The 16,679-nt window shown below is 51.2% G+C and carries 22 protein-coding genes, 1 other RNA gene and 1 riboswitch; of the genes, 15 read left to right on the plus strand and 8 right to left on the minus strand.

What is annotated here, in order from left to right; translation table 11 throughout:
- The first annotated feature begins 70 nt into the window (after positions 1-70).
- The 5 genes from JOD01_RS04750 (at position 71) to JOD01_RS04770 (ending at position 4,111) form a co-directional block, all read left to right on the plus strand.
- Entirely contained in the window at positions 71-898 is an 828-nt protein-coding gene (locus JOD01_RS04750) for an aldo/keto reductase (RefSeq protein WP_204517095.1), read from the plus strand.
- A gap of 149 nt (positions 899-1,047) precedes the next feature.
- Entirely contained in the window at positions 1,048-1,647 is a 600-nt protein-coding gene (locus JOD01_RS04755) for a QueT transporter family protein (RefSeq protein ID WP_204517096.1), read from the plus strand.
- Positions 1,644-2,501, plus strand: a complete 858-nt coding sequence (locus tag JOD01_RS04760) for an ATP-binding cassette domain-containing protein (RefSeq protein ID WP_204517097.1) — start codon at positions 1,644-1,646, stop codon at positions 2,499-2,501. The genes JOD01_RS04755 and JOD01_RS04760 overlap by 4 nt, the downstream gene beginning before the upstream one ends.
- On the plus strand, positions 2,476-3,291 hold the full coding sequence (locus JOD01_RS04765) for an energy-coupling factor ABC transporter ATP-binding protein (RefSeq protein ID WP_204517098.1): 816 nt from the start codon (positions 2,476-2,478) through the stop codon (positions 3,289-3,291). The genes JOD01_RS04760 and JOD01_RS04765 overlap by 26 nt, the downstream gene beginning before the upstream one ends.
- Before the next feature lie 7 nt (positions 3,292-3,298).
- Positions 3,299-4,111, plus strand: a complete 813-nt coding sequence (locus JOD01_RS04770; protein ID WP_239565197.1) for an energy-coupling factor transporter transmembrane component T — start codon at positions 3,299-3,301, stop codon at positions 4,109-4,111.
- 62 nt (positions 4,112-4,173) lie between these two features.
- On the opposite strand, the gene JOD01_RS04775 is transcribed toward JOD01_RS04770, so the two are convergent.
- Positions 4,174-5,112, minus strand: coding sequence for a S66 peptidase family protein (locus tag JOD01_RS04775; protein ID WP_204517099.1), 939 nt, complete (start codon positions 5,110-5,112; stop codon positions 4,174-4,176).
- A 165-nt stretch (positions 5,113-5,277) separates the two neighbouring features.
- On the opposite strand from JOD01_RS04775, the gene glpK reads away from it, so the two are divergent.
- Positions 5,278-6,771: a glycerol kinase GlpK gene (glpK, locus tag JOD01_RS04780; RefSeq protein ID WP_239565198.1), complete on the plus strand. Its 1,494-nt coding sequence runs from the start codon at positions 5,278-5,280 to the stop codon at positions 6,769-6,771.
- Complete coding sequence (locus JOD01_RS04785; protein ID WP_204517101.1) at positions 6,768-7,295, plus strand: lysozyme inhibitor LprI family protein; 528 nt, start codon at positions 6,768-6,770, stop codon at positions 7,293-7,295. Before glpK ends, JOD01_RS04785 begins: the two co-directional genes overlap by 4 nt.
- Before the next feature lie 72 nt (positions 7,296-7,367).
- On the opposite strand, the gene JOD01_RS04790 is transcribed toward JOD01_RS04785, so the two are convergent.
- The 3 genes from JOD01_RS04790 to JOD01_RS04800 form a co-directional block, all read right to left on the minus strand.
- Positions 7,368-7,682 carry a DMT family transporter gene (locus JOD01_RS04790; protein WP_204517102.1) on the minus strand — a complete coding sequence of 105 codons (315 nt, stop codon included), beginning with the start codon at positions 7,680-7,682 and terminating at the stop codon, positions 7,368-7,370.
- Entirely contained in the window at positions 7,682-8,023 is a 342-nt protein-coding gene (locus JOD01_RS04795) for a DMT family transporter (protein WP_204517103.1), read from the minus strand. Before JOD01_RS04795 ends, JOD01_RS04790 begins: the two co-directional genes overlap by 1 nt.
- Positions 8,024-8,084: 61 nt before the next feature.
- Positions 8,085-8,184: riboswitch (guanidine-I (ykkC/yxkD leader) on the minus strand.
- Between the two features lie 26 nt (positions 8,185-8,210).
- On the minus strand, positions 8,211-8,693 hold the full coding sequence (locus tag JOD01_RS04800; protein ID WP_204517104.1) for a CcdC family protein: 483 nt from the start codon (positions 8,691-8,693) through the stop codon (positions 8,211-8,213).
- A 159-nt stretch (positions 8,694-8,852) separates the two neighbouring features.
- Here JOD01_RS04800 and JOD01_RS04805 point away from each other — a divergent pair, with 159 nt between their 5' ends.
- Positions 8,853-9,539 carry a CPBP family intramembrane glutamic endopeptidase gene (locus JOD01_RS04805; RefSeq protein WP_204517105.1) on the plus strand — a complete coding sequence of 229 codons (687 nt, stop codon included), beginning with the start codon at positions 8,853-8,855 and terminating at the stop codon, positions 9,537-9,539.
- Here JOD01_RS04805 and JOD01_RS04810 read toward each other — a convergent pair.
- Positions 9,536-10,042, minus strand: a complete 507-nt coding sequence (locus JOD01_RS04810; RefSeq protein ID WP_338028524.1) for a DUF309 domain-containing protein — start codon at positions 10,040-10,042, stop codon at positions 9,536-9,538. The genes JOD01_RS04805 and JOD01_RS04810 overlap by 4 nt on opposite strands.
- Positions 10,043-10,140: 98 nt before the next feature.
- Here JOD01_RS04810 and JOD01_RS04815 point away from each other — a divergent pair, with 98 nt between their 5' ends.
- The 3 genes from JOD01_RS04815 (at position 10,141) to JOD01_RS04825 (ending at position 11,740) form a co-directional block, all read left to right on the plus strand.
- Positions 10,141-10,371: a hypothetical protein gene (locus JOD01_RS04815; RefSeq protein WP_204517107.1), complete on the plus strand. Its 231-nt coding sequence runs from the start codon at positions 10,141-10,143 to the stop codon at positions 10,369-10,371.
- Between the two features lie 549 nt (positions 10,372-10,920).
- Positions 10,921-11,110: non-coding RNA, 6S RNA (gene ssrS, locus JOD01_RS04820), on the plus strand.
- Between the two features lie 99 nt (positions 11,111-11,209).
- The gene (locus JOD01_RS04825) at positions 11,210-11,740 is read left to right on the plus strand and encodes a hypothetical protein (protein ID WP_204517108.1); all 531 of its coding nucleotides are present in this window, start codon (positions 11,210-11,212) and stop codon (positions 11,738-11,740) included.
- A gap of 57 nt (positions 11,741-11,797) precedes the next feature.
- Here JOD01_RS04825 and JOD01_RS04830 read toward each other — a convergent pair whose 3' ends face one another.
- From JOD01_RS04830 to JOD01_RS04840, 3 genes are read right to left on the minus strand one after another with little or no spacing between them, the layout of a single operon-like run.
- Positions 11,798-12,199, minus strand: a complete 402-nt coding sequence (locus JOD01_RS04830) for a hypothetical protein (protein ID WP_204517109.1) — start codon at positions 12,197-12,199, stop codon at positions 11,798-11,800.
- Positions 12,200-12,228: 29 nt separating this feature from the next.
- The gene (locus tag JOD01_RS04835; protein WP_204517110.1) at positions 12,229-12,573 is read right to left on the minus strand and encodes a DUF2512 family protein; all 345 of its coding nucleotides are present in this window, start codon (positions 12,571-12,573) and stop codon (positions 12,229-12,231) included.
- Between the two features lie 36 nt (positions 12,574-12,609).
- Entirely contained in the window at positions 12,610-14,361 is a 1,752-nt protein-coding gene (locus JOD01_RS04840; protein ID WP_204517111.1) for an Rqc2 family fibronectin-binding protein, read from the minus strand.
- 230 nt (positions 14,362-14,591) lie between these two features.
- On the opposite strand from JOD01_RS04840, the gene JOD01_RS04845 reads away from it, so the two are divergent.
- The 4 genes from JOD01_RS04845 to rpoZ are packed head-to-tail and all read left to right on the plus strand — an operon-like array spanning position 14,592 to position 16,617.
- Positions 14,592-15,482: a YicC/YloC family endoribonuclease gene (locus JOD01_RS04845; RefSeq protein WP_204517112.1), complete on the plus strand. Its 891-nt coding sequence runs from the start codon at positions 14,592-14,594 to the stop codon at positions 15,480-15,482.
- Between the two features lie 23 nt (positions 15,483-15,505).
- Entirely contained in the window at positions 15,506-15,772 is a 267-nt protein-coding gene (gene remA, locus JOD01_RS04850; RefSeq protein WP_204517113.1) for an extracellular matrix/biofilm regulator RemA, read from the plus strand.
- A 21-nt stretch (positions 15,773-15,793) separates the two neighbouring features.
- Positions 15,794-16,408: a guanylate kinase gene (gmk, locus tag JOD01_RS04855; protein ID WP_204517226.1), complete on the plus strand. Its 615-nt coding sequence runs from the start codon at positions 15,794-15,796 to the stop codon at positions 16,406-16,408.
- A 5-nt stretch (positions 16,409-16,413) separates the two neighbouring features.
- On the plus strand, positions 16,414-16,617 hold the full coding sequence (rpoZ, locus tag JOD01_RS04860) for a DNA-directed RNA polymerase subunit omega (RefSeq protein ID WP_204517114.1): 204 nt from the start codon (positions 16,414-16,416) through the stop codon (positions 16,615-16,617).
- The last annotated feature ends 62 nt before the right edge of the window (positions 16,618-16,679 follow it).

Consider the following 16,679-nt stretch of genomic DNA (forward strand, 5'->3'; position numbering starts at 1 on the left):
GAATGTTGTGGTATGATAGTAAGAGCAGCGTGCTGCTATATTTATCCAATTGAACTGGAGGAGAGTTTGGATGGGCAAACATATTGCTGATACCACTGTTCTGCATAATGGCGTAAAGATGCCTTGGCTCGGTCTCGGGGTCTGGAAAGTGACTGCTGAAGGCGAAGTGGAACATGCGGTTGCAACAGCGATCAAAAACGGCTACCGCAGTATTGATACGGCAGCTGTCTATGGCAACGAAGAAGGCGTTGGACGTGCAATCCAACAATCCGGCGTTGCTCGCGAAGATTTGTTTATTACGACAAAAATTTGGAATTCCGAACAAGGCTATGATTCCACGCTACGCGCGTTCGAAGAGAGCCGCAAAAAGCTTGGCCTTACATATGTTGATCTGTACCTGATTCACTGGCCGGTGAAAGGAAAATACAAAGACACGTGGAAAGCGCTGGAGAAGCTGTATAAAGACGGCGTTGTCCGCGCGATCGGCGTCAGCAACTTCCATGTGCATCACCTGCAAGATTTGATGGCGGATTGCGAAATTGTCCCGATGGTTGATCAAGTTGAATTCCACCCGCTGCTCACGCAAAGGGAGCTGCTCCAATTCACGAAGGAAAACAACATCCAAATGGAGGCATGGAGCCCGCTGATGCAAGGCAATCTGGATCTGCCACTGTTAAAAGAACTGGCGGAAAAATACCAAAAGACGCCGGCGCAAATCGTCTTGCGTTGGGACTTGCAACAAGGTGTGGTCACCATTCCGAAATCGGTAAAAGAACAGCGGATTATCGAAAACAGCGACATCTTCGATTTCGAACTTTCTGCGGAAGATGTGGAAAAAATCAATGGGTTGAACCAAAACAAACGTTTCGGCGCCGATCCGGATAACTTTAATTTCTGATCTGCCAGCCACACGAGCGAAGAACCCGGGCAAGTACCCCCGGGTTCTTTTGCTTTGTGCCGGCCTTATTGCCAGAACGAAAGGGGCGGGGTAAGATTAGACATAGATTTGGCATTTTACACTAGGCATGGCAAATAGGAGGTAAACGTATGCTCTCATCCATTTTTCGTCGCAAATGGACGACGGTCGATTTTGTATTGATCGTGGTCACAGCCGCACTGTATGCGGTCGCTCTGTTAACATTGGCGCAAATCAAAATCATTCCACAGGTTCCGATTCGTCCGGCCAATGCCTTGCAACCGGTATTCGGCATTCTCTTTGGCTTGCCCGGCTGCATCGGTTTGGCTTTTGGCAATATGGTCAGCGACTTGTTAACCGGCAGTGCCGCCCCGCACATTTTGGCAGCGGGATTGATCTCCAACTTTCTCGGCGGGTTTATTTCCTTGCTGGCTGTCAGTCATCCGGCCTTGAAGACGGGGCGCAGCTATGTGCAATATTATTTGTTCGTCGTGCTGGTCGCTTCTGCCGTCGTGGCTTGTTCCATTTTGCTGAATGTGGCGCTCGGCTTTACTCCGGTCGAAGTGGCCTATGAATTTATCCCGGTCGTTTTCCTCAATCAGGCGATTGCAACCGCAATCCTGGGGCCAATCCTGTTGAAATTGCTTTATCCGTTCGTCAAACGGTCCGGTCTGTATCGCGGCCGCGCTGTTTCCTCCGGCTATGAAGCGCCAAGGAGTTATCGACCGTGACCGGCCAGCCGATCCTTTCGCTAAGCGATGTCAGTTGGTCTTATGAAGAGGGACAGGCTCCGGTTTTGCGTCAGCTCCACTTGCAGCTGCAGGCAGGCGAAGCAGTAGGCGTCGTCGGCCGCTCCGGTTCAGGAAAAACAACGCTGCTGTTGACGTTGGCCGGCTTGATTCCGGCCAATTATGCCGGTTCGTTTGCGGGACAACGGTTGGCCGCTGGCGAGATCGGCATCGTCTTTCAAGATCCGGAGACGCAGTTTATCGGCTTGACGGTGGAAGAGGAGATCGCCTTTTCATTGGAAAACAAAGGATATTCCGATCAGCAGATCGAGCGGCGAATTGAGGAAGTGCTGCAGTTGGTCGGTCTGCAAGGATTTGAAGCCCGGTCGCCGTTTGAACTGTCTGGCGGCGAGAAACAGCGGGTAGCGATTGCCTCGGCACTGGCGGTATCGCCGCAAATTTTGATCCTGGACGAACCGACATCGGAGCTTGACCCAAAAGGCGCCGCCGAGGTTTTTCAATTGCTGCACCGTCTCAGACGGGAGGAGAAGATGACGATTGTCGTCTCTTCGCATGCGACGGAAGAGTTGGCCCGTTTTTGCGACCGCGTCGTGCTGCTCAGCGAGGGGGACCTTCGGCTGGATTTACCGACGGCTTCCTTTTTTCAACAAATCGGTTTATTGGAACAAGAGGGAATCTTTGTTCCGGATATGATCAAGCTGCACCATTGGCTGACGGAGCAGGGTCAGCTGCAAGCGGAGCCGACTTCGCTGACGGTCGAGGAGATGATTGCGGCATTTCAACGGATGGAGGAACAACGGAGGGGGAGACATGAGCGACTCAATCATTCGCTTTGAAAAGGTCAGCTTTCATTACAAGGCGGAGCAGCCGGTATTAAAACAGATCGACCTCAGCATTCGCTCCGGCGAGTTTATCGCGTTGATCGGCGGAAACGGCTCGGGGAAGACGACGTTGGCCAAACATTGCAACGGTCTGTACAAACCGACCGATGGGGCGGTCTACGTGGAAGGACGGGATACGCGCGAGGTCTCGGTTGCCGAGCTGTCACGCATCGTTTCCTATTGTTACCAGAATCCCGATCATCAAATTTTTCAATCGACGATTGGCGAGGAAGTGGCGTTTGGCCCAAGCAATCTCGGCTTAGCGAAAGCGGAGATTGAAGAAAGGGTGACGCAAGCTTTGGAAGCTGTCGGGCTGTTGCCTTACCGGGAGGAAGAACCGTACTTTGTCAGTAAGGGAACGCGGCAAAAAATCGCCGTTGCTTCCATATTGGCCATGAAACCGCGCGTAATCGTTCTCGATGAACCGACCACCGGATTGGATCACCGTGGCGTCATGGAGATGATGGCATTGATTCAAAGTTTGCACCGACAGGGGCATACGATTTTGGCGATCACACACGACATGCGGTTGGTTGCGGAGTACGCCCAGCGCGTGCTCGTCTTGCACAAAGGGGAAATCGTTTGTGACGGCGAGCCGCGGCATGTGTTTGCGCAAACGAATGCGCTCAGTCTGGCGCAAGTGGAGCCTCCCGCTGTCAGTCGTTTTGCGCAGGCGCTTGGGTTGACGCCGTTGCCGCTCACGTTAGCCGAGCTGCAGGACCGGCTTGTAAAGGAGTTGACCTGAACGACCGATGAATAAGACGAACGCGAAGCCAATGTCAACGGTGCATCCCGGTTTCTTCTTGCTTCTCTGGGTATTGTTGGGCAGCCTTTCGTTTATTTTCCAAGATCCGCGAGTGCTGCTTTTGTGTTGGCTGGGTGATCTGTTGTTAATCACGTATTTGGGCTGGCCGCGGTCAATGCGAAAATTGTACTGGCTGCTCGGCGGGTTGGGCGCATTGTTCACGATGCTGAGCTGGCTTTTGTTTGTGCGAGAAGGTACCGCTTACTGGCGGGGAACGATCCCATTGGTCAGTTATCCGGTGCAGATTACAGATACAGGAATATTGTGGTCGATCGGGATGGGTCTGCGAATTGCCAACGTGACATTGCTCAGCATGTACTTTTTCTTGACGACGACCCCTCGGCAGCTTGCCCTTGCCTTGCGGGGAATCGGCGTGCCGTTTTCCATCGGCTTTCTGATTTCCTTAATCTTTCGCTTCATTCCGTTGGTAAAAAATGATCTGGAGACGATTCGGGAGGCGCAGCTGGTCAGGGGGCTGCAACTGGATCGGGGAAGGTTGCAGGAAAAACTGCGAAAATACGGTTTTCTGCTTGTTCCGTTGATTTTTACTTCATTGCGCAGAGTGCAACTCATCGCCAATGCGCTCGACGCCAAAGGTTTCCAGATTCGCAACCGCCATCATCGCTTTTATCAAATGCCCAAGTGGAAAAAACGTGAACTTTTGCTGTTATGTGCAGCTGTATGCTTTTTGCTGGCGTTATTTTATTGGGCCCGTGTTTCCCCGGCACATTATGGCGTTCTGCTGCCCAACCGAATTTGATCAATCCGCAAACCGCAAAGCCCGCTCGCGTGTGATGCTAGCATCGCCGAGCGGGCTTTGTGTCAGGCGGGAGGCAAGCGATTCGATACAATCGGGTCGAGCACGGTCAAGCGATTGTTGATCGTATCCAACTGGGCAACCGCCCCGATCGGAATCGCCGCTTTATAATACCCGTGCGCTGTCGCAACATTAGTCATCAGCGGTTTGCCCAATGGTACCATAAAGCCGTTGATCAAATCCTCGTAGGACGTATTATACGAGATCGGACAATTTGTGCATTCACCCATGATGATGCCGAGACAATCGGCAAATTTGCCGGCCAGACGCAATTGATTTAACATGCGGTAGACACTGTTGGTCGGTTCGTGAGTTTCTTCGATCAACAATATCTTTCCACGCGTGTCAATCTCAAAAGGTGTTCCTAACGTATCGACAAAAGAGGTTAAGTTCCCTCCCACAATCGGACCGATGACATTTCCGGGGACTCGGCTGATTTGGGCCATGCCTGGAGGGTTTTCGATCACTCTCGGGGCGGTCGTGGTGGTAACGGCCGAGAAAAATTGCTCGAAATTATAAACAGGCGTGGCTTGTTGAAAATCGATCAACATTAAGCTTTGCAAAGTAATCAGATTTCCATATTGATACAGGACGTTCAGCAGGACGGTAATATCGCTGTATCCCGTAACAATTTTCGGATTGCGGCGAATGACGCGAAAGTCCAAATGGGGAATAATCCCCGCCACCCCGACTCCGCCGCGTGTGGGCAGGATCATTTTTACATCCGGGTTTTCAAACATGTTCATCAAGTCGGAAGCGCGTTGCTGGTCTGTTCCCGCAACCATCCCGGTTTGGGCATACACATACTCACCCAATACAACCTGAAAACCCATTCCGACCAAGGTTTCCAGTCGCTGGTTGATCGTCGCCGCATCCAGCGGGCTGCCCAATGTCACGATGCCGATCGTATCACCGGGCCGCAAGATTGGTGGTCTTGTCACCATGTTTATCACCTCAAATAGACATCAACTAGGTTATGTATATGGGCAACCGGCCAGAGGGGTGACGGACTTTTTTGCTGATCGAAGGTTTTCCTTCTTCTGGTAACGGGAGGTTTTCCTTCGCGCAAACATTGTTTAAAATGAGGGTAAGTTGAGGGGGGAATGGAATTGGCGGAAACGTATATTTTGTCGCTTGACCAGGGAACAACCAGTTCGCGTGCCATCCTGTTTGACCATTCGGGGGCAATGATTGGGGTGGCCCAGGAAGAACTGACCCAATATTATCCCAAGCCGGGCTGGGTGGAGCACGACGCGGAAGAAATTTGGGAGTCGCAGTTGAACGTGCTGAAACGGGTGTTGCTGGAAAACCATGTAAAACCGCAACAGATTGCCGGGATCGGCATTACCAACCAGCGGGAAACGACCGTGGTCTGGGATAGACGGACGGGAAAACCGGTCTACCGCGCGATCGTTTGGCAAAGCAGACAAACGCTGGAGCTATGCCAACAGTTGAAAGAAGCGGGCTGGGAACCGCTGATCAAGGAGAAGACCGGTTTGCTGATCGATCCGTATTTCTCGGGGACAAAAGTGAAATGGATTCTCGATCAAGTCGAGGGAGCGAGAGCGAAGGCGGAAAACGGCGACTTGCTGTTTGGAACGATTGACAGCTGGCTGGTCTGGAAGCTGACCGATGGCAAGGTCCATGTTACCGATTATTCCAACGCGTCACGAACTTTATTGTTTAACATCCACACGTTGGATTGGGACGATCAGCTGCTGGAGTTGTTGACGGTTCCCAAACAGATGCTGCCGCAAGTGAAAGCGTCGAGCGAAATTTATGGCTATACAGCCAAAAGCCTGTTTGAGACTCCTCTGCCGATTGCCGGCATTGCCGGCGACCAGCAAGCGGCGTTGTTTGGCCAGGCATGTTTTGACAAAGGTACGGCCAAAAATACATACGGCACCGGCTGTTTCATGTTGATGAATACCGGAGAGCAAGCCGTCCGTTCCAAGAACGGGTTGCTGACGACGATCGCCTGGGGAGTGAACGGCAAGGTCAATTATGCGCTGGAAGGCAGCATTTTTGTTGCCGGCGCCGCCATACAGTGGCTGCGAGACGGGATGAAACTGCTCACCAACGCCGCCGATTCGGAAAGACATGCCCAGGCGGTGGAAAGTACGGATGGGCTTTATCTCGTCCCGGCGTTTGTGGGATTGGGCGCTCCCTATTGGGATTCGCAGGCGCGCGGTGCCATCTTTGGCATTACGCGGGGAACGACTTCCGACCATCTGATTCGGGCAGCGCTGGAATCGCTCGCCTATCAAACCCGCGATGTGCTGGAGGCGATGGAAGCCGATGCGGGGATTCAACTGCAAAGACTGGCGGTAGATGGCGGAGCGGCTGCCAATAACTTTTTGCTGCAGTTTCAGGCAGACATTCTCGCCACAGAAGTGGAGCGGCCGCGGGTCAATGAAACGACAGCCCTGGGAGCGGCATATTTGGCCGGGCTGGCTGTCTCTTACTGGAACAGCATGGATGAGATCGCCCGCAACAAAGTGATTGAACGGACCTTTTCCCCGCAACTGGAGGAATCCCGCCGTCGGGAACTGTATCAAGGCTGGAAACAAGCGGTGAAAGCAACGATGGGGTATCAAAAATGAAACCATTTCTCATCGCGATCGCATCCGTTTTGTTGATGGCCGGCTGCAGCACCGATCAACCGCAACCAGGTGCCGTTGCGGGCAACACCGGGTCGGGCGCGGCTGTGGCTGCCGCTCAATCAGCCAAACCCGGCGCAAAAGCAGGTGCTAGCGCGCAGGAGACAAAGGAAAAAGCGGCGTATCGGAAAAAGCTGGACGGAATTGAAGCTGAGCTCTCGGCGGCACATGAGAAATGGCAAAATGGAACGCAAGCGGAGATGAACGAAGCTGCCGGCGAAATCTACAAAAAATGGGATCAAGCGCTAAATGAAATATACCGCGCGCTCAACGAGCAACTGCCTGCCGCTGAAATGAGCAAACTCAGGGACGAACAGCGAGCATGGGTTCAACACCGCGACGAAGCGGCAAAAGGCGAGGCAGCCGCGTTTCAGGGCGGCTCGCTGGAATCGTTTCAATATTTGACTGCTCAGGCGCGCCTGACCAAAGAGCGTTGCTATGAACTGCTCGATCATTATATGAAATAGGCAAACGAAAGCCTCCTGTTCCAGCGCGGACAGGAGGATTGTGTATTGGTTTCCTGAAGCGGGCTAAACCAATCAGGAAATCAGTTTCAATCCGATCGCCGACACAAGAATCATGGCGATAAACACGATTCGCTTCCAGTCTTTCGGTTCCCGGTAAAAGAGCATCCCCGTGATCGCTGCACCCGCTGCGCCGATTCCCGTCCAGACGGCGTAGGCCGTGCCCATCGGCAACGTTTCCATCGCCAGGTCCAAAAACAGGAAGCTTCCGCCAAACCCGAGCAGCAGCAGGAGAAAGGACAGCCACTTGCGATCGGCGTGCCATTTGTTCATCATCGTCACGGCAAACATCTCCATGCAACCAGCCAACACGAGAAACAGCCAGTCCATTAAGAATTCCTCCCTTCTTCCGGCGCGGATGGGGTCACTTGTTTCAGCCCGATCACGCCGATCAGCAACAGCAGAATCAACAGCAATTTGGCCAGTTCAAACGGTTCGCCAAAGAAAAACATTTCCGACAGCACGGTTCCCGCACTGCCCAAGCCGACAAAGGTGGCATAAACGGTCCCGACCGGCAGCCGCCGCCCTGCGGCAATCAAGCCGTAGAAACTGATCAGGATGGCAAGCAATGTCCCTGCCCAACTCCAGAGGCTGTCGGCATGCTTCAAGCCGATCACCCATAGCACCTCAAACACCGCGGCAATCAATACTTTTATCCAATCGCTTTTCATAAGTTCTGCTCTCCTCCTCAACCGATTGAGCCTGAAAAAAATAAAAACCTGGAAGATCGTAATCTCCCAGGCTTTTATCCTTCCGTGGCACAGTGTGATACTGTGAGTTTTCTCTTGGACCAGACCAGCCATTCCGCTGCGGAACCCTAGAAAACATTTTTGTATATGTGTTGATGCTCATTTCTTATCAAGTGCGAATCAGAAACTTTTTGACCAGTTGGCGGTACATCACCAGCATGGCAATGCGCCACGGCACAATCATTCCATAAGCCAGTATAAAGAACAGACCGGCAGATTGCAAGGGGGAGAATGAATCGCCGACGATCAGTTTGATCGCAAAACGAATGACCAACAAGCCGAAAAGGATAAAGAAAAAGGCCTTGGAACGTTTTAAAAACACATCTTGCCCGACAATTTCAAAGCGGGAAGTCAGAATCAGCGGCACCGAGAAAACCATGCCTACGAAAAAAGCAATGAGATCGTAACTTAAAGGAGTGACCGCTTCCGGCAAATGAAACATGACAAATCCGGTTGACATAAAGATCGGTGGCAAAATAATTCCCTTTATGGAAACAGGCCGCTTTGCCGCACGCATGCGAACCATGATCACAAATCCGGCCATTAACAACATCGCAATCATACCTAATACAGTAGGGGATATAAAGGACATCAGCTGCACTCCTTTCACAAAGTAGTCCCTTTTTTAGTTTACACCATTTCATAAAAATCACAATCCACACTTTTACACTTATTTACCAGCGTTTGTATCTTTGCCTGGCGGCCGGGGCATATTGATACAAGCAAGGATGGATAAGCGAGGCAATACGGCATGAGTCAAAAAAATTCACTGTTATGGATCATCCTTTACGGTTTTTTGGGAACTTTTGCGATTTTATACGGATTGGTCATTCAAAAAGATATCGTCGTTACTTTTATCGTCTTTCATCTGATCGTCTGTCTGGGCATTCCCGTATTGCACGGGTGGCGGGAAGGGCGTCTGCGCAAACATTGGCGGGATGCGTGGCTGGGGGGAAAGCTGAACCGCGCTAACCTGCTGCTCTCGCTCGGGAGCGGGCTGTTTTTGCTGGCAGCCATTGTGCTCGGCGTCTGGCTGCTGTTCCGCCGGTCAGCTGATCCGCAGTGGGTTCGGACCGTTTTGGTCACCTGGGGAATCCGCCAGCAAACACTCTGGTTGTTTGGCGCATATTTGATCATTGTCAATTCCTTACTGGAGGAATTACTCTGGCGTGGCTTCATTCAGCAGCGGTTGCTGTTGCATCTGCCCGATTGGCAGGCGATTGGTCTCAGCAGTTTTTTTTACGCGCTGTACCATTTGATCATTGGCGTGGTGTTGTTCGGCTGGAAATGGGGAATGCTGATCACTGTGCTGGTCTATGTGGTGGGAGCCGGCTGGGGGTGGATGAAACGTCGCCATCCTACCCTTTATGTTACCTGGTTCAGCCATTTGCTGGCAGATACAGGCATCGTACTCTGCCTATATTGGTGGATCTTTTAAAGCTCCTTTGCCTTTCGCTTGGCCAGCAAGCTTCTGTTGCGCTCGGCGATGACTTCGCTGCGGTCGCGCAATTTGTGTTTATCCAATAAATAGGCATTCGTCAGTTCACTCGGTTGGCCAAAGGTGAAGCCTTGTTCAGTACAGCGCTGTTGGCAGGCGGCCAGCAAGTCGGGATCGGTGATCGGCAGATTCATGCTCGTATACGGTTTTTGTTGATGCATGTCGGCCAGTCGATCTTTTAATTGCGACTGCAACGCATGCGGATCGAGGCCGAGTTTTTGTATACCCGCCGGGTCGCTGTTTACTATTTCGATCGCGCTGCTCAACAGTTTGACGGCCCCCGCAAAGTTTTGGCGCCGTTGGTGGTAGAGAGCGACGGCCAGTTGGATAAGACCGACCCAAATCGAGGACCGAACCGGTGACGGAGTCCTTTTCCAGTAGTCTTCCAGAATTTCATGACATTCAAAATAATCGCGGTCTCCATGAAAATGAACAAGAAACATGATATACTCCTCTGGATACATCGGTACAGGCACTCCTTTTTTTGCAGCATTTCCCTTATTATATAAGATACATAAACTAACGCAAACGAGGTGCAGTCATGACAAAACAAGAAATTGTCGCCCAGTTGACCGAGAAAAAGATGACAGAGGTCCTGGAATTGATTGAGGATGCCGAATCCGGCGACCTGGAAGAGCTGGAGCTGGTACAGGGGATTGGCCTGCTGGCCGATGAACAGTTGAATCAGGAAGTGTTGCGTCTGCTGGAAGAGCTGGGGGTAACGATCACCTATTTATCCGGCGACGACCTTGACGAAGAGGAAGAAGATTGACGGACCGGCAAACGCCGTTGAAATTTAGGGCAGGTTAATCGTCTATTTTCGCAAAGATTGGATTTTTGTACCATTCGCACGCAGCCCTTAGCTCATACCTTGTAACTGTAAACAGCGAGGGGGTGACGGGATGAGTTGCGGATGCAATAAATGCAAGACAAAATGCAAATGCAAAAAATGCTGCAAGAAAAAATATTACAAAAAGGTTTGCAAGTTAGTGCCGTTTTACAAAACCGAATGTGAGCATTATGCCAAACACGACAGGAAACATCGTGAGTCCTCTTCTTCCGGTATGTTCGATTATCACCACCATCATGCTTACCATCACCATGGTTACCAACACGGCCATTTAGGAATGTACGGCTACCGCGGTTACAGAGGGTATGAAAGCAGTGATATGTACTAAGCTCCGAACATACTGCCTTGCTCGCCTCCGTTGCTTGAAAGCGGAGGCGCTTTTCGTCTGTTGCCTTTCGCGTGGGAATATTTTACATTGAGCAGTCGATGCAAATATGATAGGATAAGTTCATAACAACGGAACGAACAAACGTTATCCTGCGATGTGCGTAAGGCTACTTATGTTTTTAACCTTGAGTGTTTCTAGGGAGACAGAACTTCATGATGTATGTCAGGCCCACCTCCTGTATGGACGAATGGGAAGGCAGAAGCATGGACGGGTCACCCACCTGTTAGTTGCAGGTTAAAGAAACATGAGGCTGAACGGCAGAGCGGGGGAATTACATAGTCGTTTAAACACCAGTCGAGGCAGACTGGTGTTTTTTTTATGGATGTTTCCTGCTTCCGCGCATAAATAAGTGGTAGGCAAGGGGGGAACGGCATGAATGAATGGAAGGAACAGCTTCAGGAGACGATGCAGGATTCCCTGCAGGCGATCATGGAAAAACTGGAGCGATTGGAGAGGTTGTTGGAAGAGGCGGGAAGGCGTCTGGATAGTATCGAAAGCGATGGGCAAGAGACAGAGCAACAGATCGGTCAAGTGGAACGGAGCCTGGAACGCATCGAACTTCAATTGGAAGGTTTGGATCAGCGGCTGGAAAGCAGTGAAGGGAAACTGGAAGCACTGGAGAAACGGTTGCTGGGGATGGAGGAGAAGTGGGAAGCAGATCAGCAGCGCATGGACAGCACCGACCTGCAACTGAAGGGAATGGAGAGCGTTTTGTCGGACATCAAGGAGTTGCTGCAATCGCTGGAAGATAACCAGCCGGACGGTTTGCCCGAGCTGTTGCGTGCCATGCAAAGCCATGTGGATCACTTGAGGGGGGATGTGGAGTTTGCCGTGAAAGAGACAGCCATGAATCGTCTGGAACTCGATCGAATGAAGCGGACAATGCGTACCGACAGCCGTTGAGCGAGCACAAAAAAGGAGAAGCCGGGTTGTTGACTCGCCTCTCCTTTTTTTACAGTTTTAATTGGAGCCGCCCTGTGATACCAACTCTGGGTTTCCACGGTTGACGATGGTCAGTTTGCTTTCCAAATCCTTTTCTTCCTTGGCATCCTCAAGGATTTGGTACATTTGCAAAAAGGTCGCCTTCTGCCCTTCGGGGATGCCTTTGATGCGGACGGTCATCTCCTGGGGCTGCGATTGTTGCTGCTGCTGACTCTGCTGATTTTGTTGTCCTTGCTGGGAATTTCCCGCAGAAGAATCGAGGCCGAGCAAGTTCAAAAAGGAGGAAGCGCCGCCGCTGTTTTGATTCTGTCCTCCGTTGTCGCTGCTGCTGTTGTCTTGATTGTTTGCTTGCGAACCATTTGGCTCAAACAACACCGTAAACTCGTTTAAATCGTTTTGGACAATGCCAATCACATTCATTCCGACACACCCTTTTTCGCTCGAAGTTTTCATCCTGGATGTTTGGAATGGTGGGTACCTTGTCGCTGCAAGTATGCATGATAGAAATATTCGACAATGGCTACGGCAAACGCGGTCAGAAAGATACCGTTTAAGGAAAACCATTCGTAAAACAAGAAGGTAATCGCCCAGAACAGCAAAAAGGAAAGCAGCAGGTCGGCGAGGCTGGCGAACATATTATTCGTTTTCGGGAGAAGCAGCCGATCGCCGACCAGGTAGGAAATAAGGGAAACCAAAACACTGGTGATTGCCGCGAACCCAAAACCTGTACCCGACCAGATCAAACCCGGAACGGCTACAATTCCATTCCCCAGGAGCTTAAGTAAGATGTTCAAAAAATGAACACCTCCTTTCATGCTCTTAGTATGGACTTAGCGGGTATCGCTATGCGTTTCGGGCGCTTCGGCGGGGCGGTTTTTCATGCTTCGCACCGTTTCCTCGTCAGGCGGTGTGACGTAGAGCGTCCGCTGTTGTTCATAGATGACATAGCCCGGTTTTGCGCCGCTCGGTTTCTTCACGTGTTTAACCAAAGTGTAATCGACCGGCACCTGGTTTCCTTGGCTTGCTTTGCTGAAGTAGGCAGCCAAGCGCGCCGCCTCGTACAATGTTTGCTCGGAGAACTGGCGAGCGCGGATGACGACGTGCGAGCCGGGAATGTCTTTCGTATGCAGCCAGGTTTCGTTGCTGGCCGCCAGCTTGTTGGTCAAGTAATCGTTTTGCTTGTTGTTTTTGCCCACCAAAATCATCGTGCCATCGTTGGAGTAATAGACGTCCGGTTCGGGGCGAGCTTCCTTTTTCTTTTTGGCGTTGCGCTTGTTGCGGTTTCGCACATATCCTTGCTCGACCATTTCCTCGCGAATTTCTTCCGCTTCCGGCAGGGAGGCATGCTCCAGTTGGACAAGCAGCCCATCCATATAGGCAATCTCCTGTTTGGCTTGCATGATTTGTTCCTCGACAACCTGAATGCTGTTTTTCGCTTTATTGTAACGGCGATAGTAAGCTTGCAAGTTTTCCGATGGCGTTTTCAACGGGTCCAATGGAATGGTCACGGTTCCCCCTTCGGGATCGTACCAGTTAACGGCGATCAGTTCGCGGTCGCCGCGCGAGATTTGGTGCATATTGGCGGTGATCAATTCTCCGTAAAGGCGGAACTGGTCGGCCTCTGCCGCTTCTGCCAGGGTCTGTTCCAACTTTTCAATTTTTTTCTCGTTTTTGTTGCGTTCCGTGGTGACGATACGAATCAAATCATGCACCTTTTGCTTGACCACGTCGCGCATCGATTTCACTTGGTAATACGCCTGCAGACAAGCGCTGACGGAAGAAAAGCGCGTGACTTTGGCTGGCTCCAGATGACTCAATTCCGTGACGGAAAAATAGGTGCGCCCGTCCTTTTCGGCGATCAGCGGCGTATATTGATGACGCTTAATAGGCTCCATCATCGCGGCGAAAGCGGTCCAAAGTTTCTCGCGGGTGGACAGTTCGGCGCGGTGGAGTATCTCTTTTGCCAGCAGCGGACTGATTCCGGTGAACCGATTGACGATTTGCCGATCCAGCTTGCCGCCGTTCCAGTCAAGGGCGTGAATGAATTGCTGCTCCGTCACCGTCAGCGGATTTTGTTTGCCCTGTTCCGGCGGAAACACGTAAAGCCGGCCTGGCAGCACTTGCCGATATTGGCTGATCGCCGGCGTGACATGAAAAACGCTGTCCAAGATTTGCCCGCTTTCCGGATCGATCAGAATAATATTGCTGTGCTTGCCCATAATTTCGATAACGATTCGCTTGACGGAGACGTCGCCCAGCTCATCTCTTGCTCTTACATCGATATGAACGACGCGTTCCATCTCGACCTGCTCAATGGAGACAATTACGCCGCCTTCGCAATGTTTGCGCAGCAACATGCAAAACATCGGCGCCTCTTGTGGATTGACGAACTCCTCGGTAGTGAGATGGAGCCGCGGATAGGTCGGATTGGCCGACAAAAGTAACTTGTGATTGCCGTTATGCCCCCGGAGCTGCAAAACGATATCACTGGTATGCGGTTGATATATACGGGAGATACGGCTGCCGACCAGCGAAGACAGTTCTTCGCTGACCGCCCGCATCACAACACCATCAAAAGCCATTGACATTCACCTCAAACTTCAATGCAAAGAGTTGGCCTCTTTGCAGGGAACAGAATCGTAAAAATGGATACCTAGGCAAGTGTACCATAGGAAACCCGATTGCCCAAGATGATGAATGCTGGTCGGTTGACACTGGGAATGATTGTCTCCTATAATTAATTAACGATTTTCAGGTGATTGACGGGATCTTTTCATTACCTGTTTAACCAATTTGGGAAAGTGGGATTCAGATGATCCGAAGCATGTCAGGATATGGGCGAAAAGTAGCTTTCCAGGCATCCTTCCAGCTGACAGTCGAGATGCGCTCGGTGAACCATCGTTTTTGCGAAGTGGTCGTACGCTTGCCAAAATCATGGGGAATGCTTGAGGGTCATGTTAAAAAAATCGTTTCTCAATATATTCAGCGCGGCCGGGTCGAAGTTAATGTCGCCATTGAACACAGCGGCGACGCTCACTCGGCAGAAGCGGCGATCGATTGGAACCAGGCTGAACTTTATGTGCAGGGGGCCAAACAGCTGGTTGAACGTTTTTCGTTGCAGGATCAGCTGACAGCAAAAGATTTGCTGCTCATGCCAGGCGTGCTGCAACAGAAAGAAGACGCCACTGCGCCGGCGGAAATGCTGGCCGAGTTGTTGGAGGAAACGGTGGAAGCAGCCGTGATCGATCTGTTGCAAATGAGGCAGGCGGAAGGGCAAAAGCTGATGCGCGATTTGCAGCAAAGGCTGACGCAAATTGGCGAGTGGCTCAAGCAAATTGGCGAGCTTGCGGAAGCGGCTGTGGAAGAATATCGCCACAGGCTGCATCAGCGCTTGACAGATGCGCTTCAAGGGTTTAGCTTTGAACTTGATCAACAGCGATTGTTGCAAGAAATCGTCCTGTTCGCAGAGCGGTCGGATATATCGGAAGAGACGACGCGCCTGGAGAGCCATTGCGCGCAATTCGGCGAGCAGCTGACCAAGACGGAAGCGGTCGGGCGCAAGCTGGACTTTCTTCTGCAGGAAATGAATCGGGAAGCGAACACGATTGGCTCGAAAGCCAATTATTTGCCGATTCAGCAACTTGCTGTCGAAATAAAAACAGAGATCGAAAAGATGCGGGAGCAGGTTCAAAATATCGAATGATCGGGGAAAGGATGACTGGGCATATGGCGACGATCAAACTGATCAACATTGGCTTTGGGAATATCGTCAACGCAAATCGCATCATTTCGATTGTCAGCCCAGAATCAGCACCGATCAAACGGATTATCCAGGACGCGCGGGAACGTTGCATGCTGATTGATGCTACATACGGCAGGCGCACAAGAGCCGTTATCATAACGGATAGCGACCATGTGATACTTTCTGCGGTGCAGCCGGAAACCGTGGCGCAAAGACTGGTTCATCATAAAGATGACGAGTCGGATGAATAAACTAGGAGTTGAAGTGTGAAGATGGAGAACGACAGCGGTCTCCTTTTGGTTCTGTCCGGACCTTCAGGAGTGGGAAAAGGGACAATCTGCAAGGCGCTTCGCGAGCGCATGACCAATTTGGTCTATTCCGTTTCGGCTACGACGCGTGCCCCTCGTGCCGGAGAAATAGAGGGCGTCAACTATTTCTTTAAAAGCAGAGCGGAATTTGAACGGATGATTGCGGAAAACGAGCTGTTGGAATGGGCTGAATATGTAGGGAATTACTATGGGACACCGCGCCGTTTCGTAGAAGAAACATTGGCCAGCGGTCGGGATGTCATTCTCGAGATAGAAGTGCAGGGAGCCTTGCAGGTCAAAGAAAAATTCCCGGAAGGCATTTTTCTCTTCCTCGCTCCTCCCGATTTGGCGGAATTGCAAAATCGCATCGTCGGGCGAGGAACCGAGTCGGAAGAATCCATTCGCAACCGCATGGAAGTGGCCAAAGCGGAAATCGAATTGATGGACAAATACGACTATGTTGTTGTCAATGACGTCGTCGATTGCGCTTGTGAAAAAATCGAAGCCATCATTATGGCGGAACACTTGAGGAAAGAGCGCCAAATCCATAAATTTCGCAAATGGTTGAAGGAGGTTTAACCAACATGTTATACCCATCGATAGACAAACTGGTGGACAAAGTAGAAAGCAAATATACATTGGTGACAGTAGCCGCAAAACGGGCGCGGCAATTGCGGGAAGACAACAATTTGCAATTGGATAGACCCCGCTCGAAAAAATTTGTCGGGCAAGCGTTGGAAGAAATTATCGAAGAGCAAGTGCTCTTTGAAACTCCGAGCAACAAATAAACAGCTGGCTGAAAAAACAACCTCTCAGAGGTTGTTTTTTTGCAGGTTTGTCACTCGTCCTA

It is taken from the genome of Brevibacillus fulvus (genome assembly GCF_016908525.1).
In the GTDB taxonomy this organism is placed as follows: domain Bacteria; phylum Bacillota; class Bacilli; order Brevibacillales; family Brevibacillaceae; genus Brevibacillus_G; species Brevibacillus_G fulvus.